This window comes from Xanthomonas sp. (genome assembly GCF_017163755.1).
GTDB lineage: Bacteria > Pseudomonadota > Gammaproteobacteria > Xanthomonadales > Xanthomonadaceae > Xanthomonas_A.
In genome coordinates, this window is record NZ_JAFIWC010000010.1 from 88770 (window position 1) to 101909 (window position 13140).

General features: G+C 70.7%; 10 protein-coding genes. 5 read left to right on the forward strand and 5 right to left on the reverse strand.

Going from position 1 to position 13140, the window contains the following annotated elements; translation table 11 throughout:
• Positions 1-236: 236 nt before the first annotated feature.
• The gene (locus JR065_RS08620) at positions 237-2261 is read right to left on the reverse strand and encodes a M3 family metallopeptidase (RefSeq protein WP_206233647.1); all 2025 of its coding nucleotides are present in this window, start codon (positions 2259-2261) and stop codon (positions 237-239) included.
• A gap of 61 nt (positions 2262-2322) precedes the next feature.
• Positions 2323-3426: a PLP-dependent cysteine synthase family protein gene (locus JR065_RS08625; protein WP_206233648.1), complete on the reverse strand. Its 1104-nt coding sequence runs from the start codon at positions 3424-3426 to the stop codon at positions 2323-2325.
• A 143-nt stretch (positions 3427-3569) separates the two neighbouring features.
• Here JR065_RS08625 and JR065_RS08630 point away from each other — a divergent pair, with 143 nt between their 5' ends.
• The 3 genes from JR065_RS08630 (at position 3570) to JR065_RS08640 (ending at position 7199) form a co-directional block, all read left to right on the forward strand.
• A complete protein-coding gene (locus JR065_RS08630) occupies positions 3570-3977 on the forward strand; it encodes a CopL family metal-binding regulatory protein (RefSeq protein ID WP_241093492.1) in 408 nt (135 codons plus the stop codon).
• A gap of 121 nt (positions 3978-4098) precedes the next feature.
• The gene (locus tag JR065_RS08635; protein WP_206233650.1) at positions 4099-5925 is read left to right on the forward strand and encodes a copper resistance system multicopper oxidase; all 1827 of its coding nucleotides are present in this window, start codon (positions 4099-4101) and stop codon (positions 5923-5925) included.
• Entirely contained in the window at positions 5922-7199 is a 1278-nt protein-coding gene (locus JR065_RS08640; protein WP_206233651.1) for a copper resistance protein B, read from the forward strand. Before JR065_RS08635 ends, JR065_RS08640 begins: the two co-directional genes overlap by 4 nt.
• A 66-nt stretch (positions 7200-7265) precedes the next feature.
• Here the strand turns inward: JR065_RS08640 and JR065_RS08645 are convergent, their stop codons facing one another.
• The 3 genes from JR065_RS08645 to glmS all read right to left on the reverse strand — a co-directional run bounded on the left by JR065_RS08645 (position 7266) and on the right by glmS (position 10764).
• The gene (locus JR065_RS08645) at positions 7266-7739 is read right to left on the reverse strand and encodes a hypothetical protein (protein ID WP_206233652.1); all 474 of its coding nucleotides are present in this window, start codon (positions 7737-7739) and stop codon (positions 7266-7268) included.
• Positions 7740-7836: 97 nt separating this feature from the next.
• Complete coding sequence (locus JR065_RS08650; RefSeq protein ID WP_206233653.1) at positions 7837-8466, reverse strand: hypothetical protein; 630 nt, start codon at positions 8464-8466, stop codon at positions 7837-7839.
• Positions 8467-8931: 465 nt separating this feature from the next.
• Positions 8932-10764 carry a glutamine--fructose-6-phosphate transaminase (isomerizing) gene (gene glmS / locus JR065_RS08655; RefSeq protein WP_206233654.1) on the reverse strand — a complete coding sequence of 611 codons (1833 nt, stop codon included), beginning with the start codon at positions 10762-10764 and terminating at the stop codon, positions 8932-8934.
• Between the two features lie 206 nt (positions 10765-10970).
• Between glmS and JR065_RS08660 the strand changes: the two genes are divergently transcribed.
• Positions 10971-12242 (forward strand): efflux RND transporter periplasmic adaptor subunit, encoded by a 1272-nt coding sequence (locus JR065_RS08660; RefSeq protein WP_206233655.1) that lies wholly within the window; start codon positions 10971-10973, stop codon positions 12240-12242.
• 164 nt (positions 12243-12406) lie between these two features.
• Positions 12407-13135, forward strand: a complete 729-nt coding sequence (locus JR065_RS08665; RefSeq protein WP_206233656.1) for an ABC transporter ATP-binding protein — start codon at positions 12407-12409, stop codon at positions 13133-13135.
• The last annotated feature ends 5 nt before the right edge of the window (positions 13136-13140 follow it).

Sequence of the window (13140 nt, forward strand, 5' to 3'; positions counted from 1 at the left end):
GTCCCGGAGCAAATCGCTGTCGAGCGATTTGATGAAAAAAGTGCCATTTATTTTCAATAAAAGCGACGCTTTTCCAGCAGCTTCGGCACGACGGCTTTCTGTAGGAGGGGCTTCAGCCCCGACGCCTTACCGGTAAGGCGTCGGGGCTGAAGCCCCTCCTACAGAAAAGCGCAAAGCGAAGAACCTGCGAAAATCCCGAGTCCCGAGTCCCGAGTCCCGAGTCCCGAACATAACCCCTATCCCGCCATGCCGCTGTGCCGCAGCAGCGCGTCCAGGTCCGGCGCGCGGCCGCGGAAGGCGGTGAAGTTCTCCAGCGCCGGACGGCTGCCGCCGCGCGAGAGGATCTCGCGCAGGAAGCGCGCGCCGGTGTCGGCCAGCTGATCGGGCGCTTCCTCGAACGCGGCGTAGGCGTCGGCGCTGAGCACCTCGGCCCACTTGTAGCTGTAGTAGCCGGCGCCGTAGCCGCCGGCGAAGATGTGGCTGAACTGGTGCGGAAAGCGGTTCCAGGCCGGCGGGCGGTTCACCGCCACCTCGTCGCGCACGCGTTCGAGCAGTTGCAGCACGCTGTCGCCGGCCGCGTCGAACCGGTGATGCAGCTGCATGTCGAACAAGGCGAACTCCAGCTGGCGCACGGTGAACATGCCGCTCTGGTAGTTCTTCGCCGCCAGCATCTTGTCGAACAACGCGCGCGGCAGCGGCTGCCCGCTGTCCACGTGCGCGGTCATCGCCTGCAGCCGCGGCCATTCCCAGCAGAAGTTCTCCATGAACTGGCTGGGCAGCTCCACCGCGTCCCACTCCACGCCATTGATGCCGGCCACGCCCAGCTCGCCGACCTGGGTCAGCAGCTGGTGCAGGCCGTGGCCCATCTCGTGGAACAGCGTGGTGACTTCGTTGTGGGTGAAGGTGGCGGGCTTGCCGTCGGCGCCGCGGCCGAAGTTGCATACCAGGTACACCAGCGGGGTCTGCACGCCGTCGGCGCGGTCGCGGCGGTTGCGGCCATCGTCCATCCACGCGCCGCCGCGCTTGCCTTCGCGCGCGTACAGGTCGAGGTAGAACTGCCCGACCAGGCGGCCGCCGGCATCGACGACGCGGAACAAGCGCACGTCCGGATGCCATACCGGCGCGCTGTCGGCTTCCACGCTCAGGCCATAGAGATCGTGGATCACGCCGAACAGCCCGGCCAGCACCTTGGGCTCGGTGAAGTACGGCTTCACCTCCTGCTCGGAGAAGCTGTAGCGCGCCTGCTTGAGCTTCTCGCCGGCATAGGCCAGGTCCCAGGCCTCCAGCGCTTCCAGGCCCAGGTGTTCGCGCGCGTAGGCCTCCAGTTCGGCGCGGTCGCGCTGCGCGTAGGGCTTGGCGCGCGCGGCCAGGTCGCGCAGGAACGCGAGCACCTCCTCCGGGCTCTGCGCCATCTTCGTCGCCAGCGAGTATTCGGCGTAGCTGGCGAAGCCGAGCAACGCGGCCAGTTCGCCGCGCAGCGCCAGGATGCGGTCGATCGCCGCGCTGTTGTCGAGCGCGGCGTCGCCGAACTCCGAGGCGCGGATCGCGTTGGCGCGGTACAGCGTCTCGCGCAACCCGCGGTCGTCGGCATACATTAGCACCGGCAGGTAGCACGGCATCTGCAGGGTCAGCTTCCAGCCGGCCTGGCCGTCCTTCTCGGCGGCCGCGCGCGCCGCGGCGACCACGTCGTCGGGCAGGCCGGACAGGCGCGCGGGGTCGTCGATCGGCAACGACCAGGCATCGGTGGCGTCGAGCACGTTCTGCGAGAACTTCGCCGACAGCGCCGACAGTTCCTCCTGGATCGCCGCGAAGCGCTGCTTGTCGGCCTCGCCCAGCTCGGCGCCGCCGAGGCGGAAGTCGCGCAGCGCGTTGTCCAGCACCTTGCGCCGCGCCGCATCGAAACCGGCCGCGGCCGGCGAGGCGGCGATGGCGCGGTACTGCGCGAACAGCGCCAGGTTCTGCCCCAGCGCGCTGGAGAAGCGCGTCACCTTGGGCAGGTTGGCGTTGTAGGCCTCGCGCAGCGCCGGCGTGTTGACCACGGCCTGCAGGTGGTTGACCTGGCCCCAGGCGCGCCACAGCCGCTCGGTGGCGTCGTCCAGCGGCACCACGAAGTTGTCCCAGTCCGGCACTGGCACCTGCTCGGCGGCCTTCACCGCAGCCTCGGCCTCGGCCAGCAGGCGGTCGATGGCCGGACCGACGTGCTCGGGCGCGATGGCGTCGAAGTGCGGCAGGCCGGAAAAATCGAGCAGGGGATTGGTCATCGTGGCGTTCTCGCAGGCGTGGGGGCGGCCGGCGGCGCCGGCCATGCAACGGATATGGCGATCAGGGCATCGCGGCACAAGGCAGCGGCGGCAGGCCCTCGCCGGCCACGGCCGCGGCCAGCTGCGCGTCGGCGCCGGTCACGTCGATGCCGCGCTGCACGTACCAGTCCGGCTGGTAGTAGCTGTGCGCATAGCGCTCGCCGCTGTCGCACAGGATGGTGACGATGGCGCCGCGCGTGCCCTGCTCGCGCATGCGCTCGGCCGCCTGCAGCACGCCGACGAAGTTGGTGCCGGTGGAGCCGCCCACGCGCCGGCCCAGCCGCGCGCTGACGTAGCGCATCGCCGCCAGGCTCAGCGCATCGGGCACCTTGACCATCGCGTCCACGCAGCTGGGGATGAAGCTCGATTCCACCCGCGGGCGGCCGATGCCCTCGATGCGCGAGCCGCCGGTGATCGCCAGGCCGTCGTGCGCGCGTCCGGCCAGCGCCTCGCAGTAGCCGTCGAAGAACACCGACACTTCCGGATCGGCGCACAGGATGCGGGTGGCGTGGCGGCGGTAGCGCACGTAGCGGCCGAGCGTGGCCGCGGTGCCGCCGGTGCCGGGGCTGCACACGATCCATTCCGGCACCGGGTGCGGCTCTTGCTGCATCTGCCGGAAGATCGACTCGGCGATGTTGTTGTTGGCGCGCCAGTCGGTGGCGCGTTCGGCGTACAGGAACTGGTCCATGAAGTGGCCGCCGCTCTCCCGCGCCAGCTGCACCGAATCGGCGTGCAGGTCGCAGGCGCGCTCTATCAGATGGCAGCGGCCGCCCTGGAACTCGATCGCGGCGATCTTCTCCGGCGAGGTCGAGGCCGGCATCACCGCGATGAACGGCAGCCCCAGCAGGCGGGCGAAATAGGCCTCGGACACCGCGGTGGAACCGCTCGAGGCCTCGATCACCGGCCGCCCTTCGCGCAGCCAGCCGTTGGTCAGCGCGTACAGGAACAGCGAGCGCGCCAGGCGGTGCTTGAGGCTGCCGGTGGGGTGGCTGGACTCGTCCTTGAAGTACAGGTCGATGCCGGGAAAGCCGGGCAGGTCGAGCGGGATCAGGTGGGTATCGGCCGAACGGTTGAAATCGGCTTCGATCTTCTGGATGGCGTTGGCCACCCAATCGCGATGCGACATGGGCGTGGGCGGGACCTGGCGGCGAGACCGCGATTCTACGCTGCCGCGCAGGTCCGCCCGCAGCGCATGCGCCGGCCTGGACCCGGGTCCACAGTGGCCGATGCTATCCTTTCGCCTCGTCCCGGATGCCCACGATTCGATCCATGCCCTGGTTGCGCACGCTCCTCCGGCTGCTGCTGTGCCTGAGCCTGACCGTGAACACGGTGGGCAGCGCCTGGGCGTCGGTGGCGATGGCGGCGCCGGCGGCCGGCGCGAAGGCGGCGGGCTCGCCGGCGACGCCGGCAGCGATGGCGGCGCACGCCGACTGCCATGACACCATGGCCGCCGCGCACGCATCCGACCGCGACCAGCAGGCGCCCGCACCCGACCACGACGGCGCCTTCAAGCACTGTTGCGGCAACGGCTGCGACTGCCTGCAGCACGCCGGCGCGCCGCTGCTAGCCGCCGCCGCGCCCGGCGTGGCCGTCGCGCACGCCGCGCTGAACCCGCACTGCCGGCACGGGCGCGGCTGCCCGGCCCCGTACCGCCCGATCCGTCCGCCGATCGGCTGAGCTGCCGCGGGCCGCTGCCCGCGCGCCCAGCGTGCGCCGGCGCCTGCCGCCGGCGCGCCCCCTCTTGCGATCAGGCCGCGCGCCAGGCGTTTCGCGCCCGCGCCGCCGCCAGGACTTGCCGATGACCCGATTCCCTTCCCCGCCCGCATCCGGGCTCAGCCGCCGCCGCTTCGTGCAGGGCCTGGCGCTTGGCGGCGTCGCCGCCGGCGCCGGCCTGTGGCGCCCGGCGCTGGCCAGCGGCACCGCGCCGCCGGCGGTGCTGCGCGACACCGACCTGACCCTGACCATCGGCCGCACCCCGGTCGACTTCACCGGCCGCACCCGCACCGCGATCACCGTCAACCACAGCCTGCCGGCGCCGATCCTGCGCTGGCGCGAAGGCGACACGGTGAACGTGCGCGTGGCCAATGCGCTGCGCGACCAGCCCGGTTCGATCCACTGGCACGGCATCCTGCTGCCGGCCGACATGGACGGCGTGCCCGGCATGAGCTTCGACGGCATCGCCCCCGGCGAGGCCTACCAGTACCGTTTCCAGCTCAAACAGTCCGGCACCTACTGGTACCACAGCCATTCGATGTTCCAGGAACAGGCCGGCCTGTACGGCGCGCTGATCGTCGACCCGCTGGCGCCGCCGCCGTACCGCCACGACCGCGAGCACGTGGTGCTGCTGTCGGACTGGACCGACCTGGAACCGGCGGCGCTGTTCCGGCGGCTGAAGAAGATGCCCAGCCACGACAACACCTACCAGCGCACCGTCGGCGATTTCCTGCACGACGCGCGACGCGACGGCCTGCGCGACACCCTGGCCGACCGCGGCATGTGGGGGCGGATGCGAATGACCCCGACCGACCTGTCCGACGTCAACGCCAACACCTATACCTACCTGCTCAACGGCACCGCGCCGGCCGGCAACTGGACCGGGCTGTTCCGGTCCGGCGAGAAGGTGCTGCTGCGCTTCATCAACGGCTCGTCGATGACGTATTTCGACGTGCGCATTCCCGGGCTGAAGATGACCGTGGTCGCCGCCGACGGCCAGTACATCCATCCGGTGACGGTGGACGAATTCCGTATCGCGGCGGCCGAGACCTTCGACGTACTGGTCGAACCCAGCGGCCAGGACGCCTTCGCCATCTTCGCCCAGGACATGGGCCGCACCGGCTACGCCTGCGGCACGCTGGCCGTGCGCGACGGCCTGCAGGCGCCGCTGCCGGCGCGCGACCCGCGGCCGCTGCTGAGCATGAGCGACATGGGCCACGACATGGGCGGCGGCCACGGCGCCGCGCACGACATGGGCGCGATGAAGGGCATGGAAGGCGGCTGCGGCGCCAGCATGGGCATGGCCGGCATGGATCGCGCAGCCCCGGCAGGCGGCGGCCAGGCGATGGACCACGCGGCGATGGGCCACGCCGCGCCTGCGGGCGCCGCACCGGCGCACCCGCGCAGCGAACGCGGCAATCCGCTGGTGGACATGCAGTCGATGGCCACCTCGCCCAGGCTCGACGATCCGGGCATCGGCCTGCGCGACAACGGCCGCCGGGTGCTGTGCTACGCCGACATGCGCAGCCTGTTCGACGATCCGGACGGGCGCGATCCCGGGCGCGAGATCGAGCTGCACCTCACCGGCAACATGGAGAAGTTCGCCTGGTCGTTCGACGGCATCCCGTTCGCCGGCGCCGAGCCGCTGCGGCTGAACTACGGCGAGCGGCTGCGCATCGTGCTGGTCAACGACACGATGATGCAGCACCCGATCCACCTGCACGGCATGTGGAGCGACGTCGAAGACGCGCAAGGGCGGTTCCAGTTGCGCAAGCACACCGTGGACATGCCGCCGGGTACGCGCCGCAGCTACCGCGTGCGCGCCGACGCGCTGGGGCGCTGGGCCTACCACTGCCACCTGCTGTACCACATGGAAGGCGGGATGATGCGCGAAGTGCGGGTGGACGCATGAACCGCCCTTCGCCCATCGCGCTCGCCCTGGCCAGCGGACTGGCGCTGCTGGCGCTGCACGGCGCCGCGCAGGCGCAGCACGACCACGCGCAGCACCACGCGGCAACGCCGGCGCCGGCGACGGATGCCGCGCATCGCCCGCATGCGCGCGGCACTGCGGCGGCCGAGGCCTGCGCGTGCCCGCCGAACGCGTCCACGGATGCGGGTACCGCAGGCACGGCCGGCGACGCGGCCATGGCCCATGCCGGCGGGGCGCACGCCGCACACGCGCCTGCCGCGGTCGACCATGCCGCGATGGGCCACGGACCGGCGCAGGTCACGGCATCCGGCGATGTGCCGACGACCGACGCCACCACCGACCATGCACGGATGGACCATGCGCAGATGGATCACGCCGCGATGAACCACGCGCAGATGGACCACGGCAGCGCGGCACGTGAGCCTGGGCAGGCGGCGCCGGCGTCGGCCAGTCCGCCGCCGCCGGCCCACGCGGAGCACGCGACGATGGGCCACGCAACGGCGCACGCCTGCGCATCGTGCGCCTGCACGAGCGCGGCGCCGGCGCTGCCGCGCGTGCCGATCCCGCCGATCACCGCCGCCGATCGCGCCGCCGCGTTCGCGCCGCTGCGCCATCCGATGGCGCACGTGCCGCCGCGCGTGGGCTACCTGCTGTTCGACCGGCTGGAAGCCTGGGACACGGATTCCGGCAGCGGCCAGGCCTGGGAAGCCAGCGCCTGGTACGGCAGCGACATCAACCGCCTGTGGTTGCGCAGCGAAGGCGAACGCGGCGGTGGGCGCACCGAAGCGGCCGACCTGGAAGTGCTGTACGGACGCGCGGTGTCGCCGTGGTGGGACCTGCTGGTCGGCATGAAGCAGGACTTCGAGCCGGGCCGGGCGCGCGGTTCCGCCGCGTTCGGCGTGCAGGGCATGGCGCCGTACAAGTTCGAGGTGGCGGCCACGCTCTACCTCGGCGACGACGACGCCAGCGTGCGCCTGGAAGGCGAGTACGACGTGCTGCTGAGCAACCGCCTGATCCTGCAACCGCGGCTGGAAGCGGACGTGGCGCTGCGCGAGGACCGCGAGCGCGGCATCGGCCGCGGCCTGGGCGGCGTCGAAGCCGGCCTGCGGCTGCGCTACGAGGTCACCCGCCGCTTCGCGCCCTACGTCGGCCTGGTGCACGAACGCAGCTTCGGCGACAGCGCGGACTACCGTCGCGCCGAAGGCGAGTCGGCGCGCGATACGCGCATCGTCGCCGGCGTGCGCGTGTGGTTCTGACACCGTGGCACGCGCCTGCGACGAGCTTGCGTCGTCGCAGGCCGCGGCCGGCCATCGAACCGGCGGTCACGCCGGCTGGATGGCGCCGCGCGGTGCCGTCCATTGCCGCAACGTGCGCAGCGCGCCCAGCGTCTTCACCAGTTCCTGGTAACTGCGCGCCAGCTGCCCGAACAGCCCCGCATCGCTGGCACGGGTCTCGGCCACTTCGTAGTAGGCGCCGCGCCCCAGGTCGATGAAGTAGTCGACGCTGACCCGGCGGCGCTCGGCCACGCCGGGAAACAGCCCGGCGATCAGCAGGCAGCCGTCGCCGACCTCGCGCAACGCATCGGCGCGCGCGCGCCCGACCTGGTCCTGCGCATGCAGCCACGCCAGCGCCTGGGTCCGCGACAGCAGCTGCTCGTCGCGCTGGTAGCGCAGCAGCACGAACACCAGATAGCTCTCGCGCGATTCGTCGAGCGGGCGGCCCAGCCGCTGCCCCGCTTCGCGTACCAACGCCTGCCACAACTCGGCCGGCGCCCCCTGTCTGAAAGACTCGTACATATGTCCTCCTGCGTGGTTGGAACCCTCGCCAGGAGCTTATGCATAAGCTGGGCCACACCGTTGGCAGACAGACCCGGCGTCTGCCAGCCGCGTGGCCTTACGCGGTCGTCATGATCCACCAGCCGCCGCCGGGTCCGGGAACACCGCAGGCAGCCGCTGCGCGAAACTGCTGCGTGCACTGGCTCACATCGTCGGCACCGCCGGTGCGCCCGGCACGATCCCGCCCGTTGCCGCGGCAGCGCCGGCTTCGGATGGCGTCGCCGCAGCGGCGCCCCCATCGAACTGCCCCTGGGCGAACCGGGGCAGCAATGCCCGCACCTGATCCAACCGCGTCGGGGTGCAGAACTGCGCCCTTCGCCGCTTCGATCTGCGCCTGATGGAAACCGATCCCGACCATCTCGTGCACGGTGTCGGACTGGCCGTAGCGCGCCACCAGCTTCGCCACGATCTCCGTCTCGGGCACCGCATCGGCGCCGCAGGCCTTGGCCGCAGCCACCCGCGACCAGACGAACTGCAGATGCGGGTCCCAGCCCATTGCATCGTCGCCGCTGAAGCCGTGGTCGTAGTGGTAGGCGTAGACCTCCGGCTTGATGCTGTAGACGGTCATGCCGCCATGGCCGGAGTAGCCGGCCGGCAGCGGCGCGAGGGCTTCGGCATCGGCCCGAACGGCCGACGCGGCGAGCGTCAGCAGCAGGCCAAGGCCGATGCGCGACAAGTGGGGGTGCATGGGTTCTCTCCTCGAAAGTGGCGGGCCGGCCGAGCACGGCAGGCAACCACGGGCCAAAGCGTCAGCCGGAGAGCGGATGAGCGATGCAGCGCAATGCGCATGCTGGCGCAGCATGCGCCACGACGATCCGTGTCCGAGCTTCGATCCTTCGGTACGTGTTTCCTACTGCCCTTGTGCCGCCACTATCGGATCAGGCGCGCGCATGGACAATCGGCAGATTCCCGACAGCGCTCGGGAAAATCCCGACAGCACGGCGCCGGAGCGGGCCGCGCGGCAGCGTGGCAGCGCCATGCGAAAGCCGGCGCAAGGCGCCCAGCCGGCACTCCGTCTGCAATGCGTTCCAATATCGTGGAATGTCCTTCCCGTATGGCGGAGCCCGTTGCCTCCCGCGCGTCGCGAAGGAGGCGGGATGACGCCCCTCAGGCGGTCGCGCCGGCGCACCGGCGCACCGGGCGCGGGCCGCGGCTATTCCACCGTCACCGACTTGGCCAGGTTGCGCGGCTTGTCCACGTCGGTGCCGCGCGCCAGCGCGGTGTGGTAGGCGAGCAACTGCACCGGGATGGTGTGCACCACCGGGCTCAGCAGTCCGGCGTGGCGCGGCGTGCGGATCACGTGCACGCCTTCGGACTCGCTGAAGTGGCTGTCCTGGTCGGCGAACACGAACAGCTCGCCGCCGCGCGCGCGCACTTCCTGCATGTTGGACTTGACCTTCTCCAGCAGCGTGTCGTTGGGCGCGATCACCACCACCGGCATGCTCGCATCCACCAGCGCCAGCGGGCCGTGCTTCAGTTCGCCGGCCGGATAGCCTTCGGCATGGATGTAGGTGATCTCCTTGAGCTTGAGCGCGCCTTCCAGCGCGATCGGGTAGTGCAGGCCGCGGCCGAGGAACAGCGCATTGGCCTTGTCGGCGAAACGCTCGGCCCACACCGCGATCTGCGGCTCCAGGTTCAGCGCATGCTGCACGCTGCCCGGCAGGTAGCGCAGCTGCTCCAGGTAGTCGGCTTCCTGCTCGGCGCCCAGCCGCCCGCGCAGCTTGGCCAGCACGCAGGTGAGCTGGAACAGCGCCGCCAGCTGCGTGGTGAAGGCCTTGGTCGAGGCCACGCCGATCTCGGCGCCGGCGCGGGTGTACAGCACCAGCGCGCTGGCGCGCGGGATCGCGCTCTCGGGCACGTTGCAGATCGACAGGGTCTTGGCGTGGCCCAGCGACTTGGCGTATTTCAGCGCCTCCATCGTGTCCAGCGTTTCGCCGGACTGGGAGATGGTGACGATCAGCTGGCGCGGATTGGCGTAGGCGGCGCGGTAACGGTACTCGCTGGCGATCTCCACGCTGCACGGCACGCCGGCGATCGACTCGATCCAGTAGCGCGCGGTCAGCCCGGCGTAGTAGCTGGTGCCGCAGGCCAGGATCTGCACGCCGTCGATGTCGCCCAGCAGCGCGTCGGCGTTGCCGCCGAACAGCGTAGTGTCGAAGCCGCCGGCGTCGAACAGCGCCTCCAGCGTGTCGGCCAGCGCGCGCGGCTGCTCGTGGATCTCCTTCTGCATGAAGTGGCGATACGGGCCCAGCTCCAGCGATGCCAGCGACACGTCGGAGACATGCACCTCGCGCGCGGCCGGCGCGTCGTCGGCGTCGTAGATGCGTACCGCGTCGCGGCTCAGTTCGGCGGTGTCGCCTTCCTCCAGGAAGATCACCCGGCGCGTGGCCTGGATCACCGCCGACACGTCGGAGGCGATGAAGTTCTCGCCCTCGCCCAGGCCGATCAGCAGCGGGCAGCCCATCCGCGCGCAGACCAGCACGTCCGGGCGCGAGCGGCTGACCGCGGCCAGCGCGTAGGCGCCGGTCAGCTCCTTCACCGCCGCCTGCAACGCCGTCAGCAGGTCGCGGCCCTGGGTGGTGTAGTAGTGGATCAGGTGCGCGATGACCTCGGTGTCGGTCTGCGATTCGAACGCATAGCCCAATGCGCGCAGGCGCTCGCGCTGCTGCTCGTGGTTCTCGATGATGCCGTTGTGCACCAGCGCCAGGTCGCCATGGCTGATGTGCGGGTGCGCGTTGGCCTCGGTGACCCCGCCGTGGGTGGCCCAGCGGGTATGGCCGATGCCCAGCTGCGCATGCACGCCTTCGGCCAGCGCCGCGCCTTCCATCTCCGCCACGCGCCCGGTGCGGCGCACCCGGCGCACGTCGTCGGCGCTGACCACGGCGATGCCGGAGGAGTCGTAGCCGCGGTATTCCAGCCGCTTCAGGCCCTCGATCAGGACCGGAACCACATCGCGATCCGCGATCGCACCCACGATGCCGCACATAGCCGAATCCGCTGCCAAAGAGGCCCATTCTAGCCGTGTCCGCCACTTGTCCTGCGCCTGACCGGTTGCGGACAGGGTGTCCGCGCACGTGTCCGCGGACACGCGGACACCCAATCGTCCACGGAGATATCCAATTAATTCAGTAAGTTATGGTTGGCACGCGGTGTGCTGAAGATTCACCAACTTCCGCAGCCAAGCACTACCCGATGATCCGCGACACCTCCGCCCAGGACCAGGTCCTTGCCTCCCCCCGCTCCACCGCCGCCTGGCGCCGCTGGCTGTGGCCGGCGCTGATCGGCGCGGCGCTGCTGCTCGGCGTGGCCTTCGCCGCGCGCGGCTGGCTGGCCGGCAGCCGCTCCTTCGACGCGCAACGGGTGCGCATCGCCGAAGTCGGCCGCGGCGACCTGGTCCGCGACATCTCCGCCGACGGGCGCCTGATCGCGGCCAACAGCCCGACCCTGTACGCCATCTCCGGCGGCACCGTGACCCTGAAGGTGGTGGCCGGCGACGTGGTCAAGCAGGGCCAGGCGCTGGCCGAGATCGACAGCCCCGAACTGCGCAGCAAGCTGGCCCAGGAAGAGGCCACCCTGGCCGGCCTGGAAGCGGAAGCCAGCCGCGCCGACCTGGACGCGGTGCTGGCGCGGGCCAATGCCAGCAAGCTGGTCGACCAGGCGCAGATCGAGCGCCAGGCCGCCGCGCGCGACCTGGAGCGCTACCAGCGCGGTTTCGACGGCGGCGCGGTGCCGCAGGTGGAACTGGCCCAGGCGCAGGATTCGCTGAAGAAGGCCGAAATCGCGATGAGCCATGCGCAGAAGGACTCCGGCCTGCAGACCCAGGGCGCCGGCCTGGACGCGCGCAACAAGCGCCTGCTGGCCGAGCGCCAGCGCGCGGTGGTCACCGAGGTGAAGCGGCAGGTGGACCTGCTGACCCTGCGCGCGCCGTTCGACGGCCAGGTCGGCCAGGTGCAGGTGTCGCAGCACACCAACATCGCCGCCAACGCGCCGGTGCTCGGCGTGGTCGACCTGTCCAAGTTCGAACTGGAGATCAAGGTGCCCGAGAGCTTCGCCCGCGACCTGGCGATCGGCATGCCGGCGCAGCTGACCAGCGGCGCCGGCGAGCCGTTCGCCGGCGCGATCTCGGCGGTGTCGCCGGAAGTGGTCAACGGCGAGGTCAACGCGCGCATCCGCTTCACCGACAAGCAGCCGCCCGGGCTGCGCCAGAGCCAGCGCATGAGCGCGCGGGTGCTGCTGGATACGCGCCGCAACGTACTCAAGGTCGAGCGCGGCCCGTTCGTCGAACAGTCCGGCGGACGCTACGCCTACGTGATGTCCGGCAACTCGGCGATCCGCCGCCCGGTGGAGCTGGGCGTCACCAGCCTGGGCGAGGTCGAGGTGCGCTCGGGCCTGCAACCGGGCGACCGCGTGGTGGTCTCCGGCAGCGAGCAGTTCGGCGATGCGGCGCAGGTGACGTTGCATTAAAAGTCGGGACTCGGGACTCGGGACCGGGGACTCGGAAAAGCAAACGCAAGATGCAGAACGACTGAATTTCGGCGGGGAGACGGACAACGAAGCGTGAGCTTTTCGAGTCCCGAGTCCCCAGTCCCGAGTCCCGGCAACATCACTCCTAGCGAAGGAACCACTTCATGCTCGAAATGCGCTCCGTCTCCAAGGTCTTCCGCACCGAACAGGTCGAGACGCACGCTCTGCGCTCGCTGGACCTGCATGTGCGCGAGGGCGAATTCGTCGCCGTCACCGGGCCGTCCGGTTCCGGCAAGACCACCTTCCTCAACATCGCCGGCTTGCTGGAGACGTTCACCAGCGGCCAGTACGTGCTCGATGGGCAGGACGTCAGCGGCCTCAACGACGACGCGCGCTCGCGGATGCGCAACCAGAAGATCGGCTTCATCTTCCAGGGCTTCAACCTGATCCCGGACCTCAACCTGTTCGACAACGTCGACGTGCCGCTGCGCTATCGCGGCATGGCCGCGGCCGAGCGCCGGCAGCGCATCGAGGAGGCGCTGGGACGGGTCGGGCTGGCCTCGCGCATGAAGCACTACCCGTCGGAGCTGTCCGGCGGCCAGCAGCAGCGCGCGGCGATCGCTCGCGCATTGGCCGGCAGCCCGCGCCTGCTGCTGGCCGACGAACCCACCGGCAACCTCGACTCGCAGATGGCGCGCGGGGTGATGGAGCTGCTGGAGGAGATCAACGCGCAGGGCTCGACCATCGTCATGGTCACCCACGATCCGGAGCTGGCCGCGCGCGCGCAGCGCAACGTGCACATCGTCGACGGCCAGGCCACCGACCTGGAACGCGGGCCGGTGCTGGCCTCGCCGCGCGCCGATGCGGCCGACACCGCCGCCACCCATCCCTGAGGGCT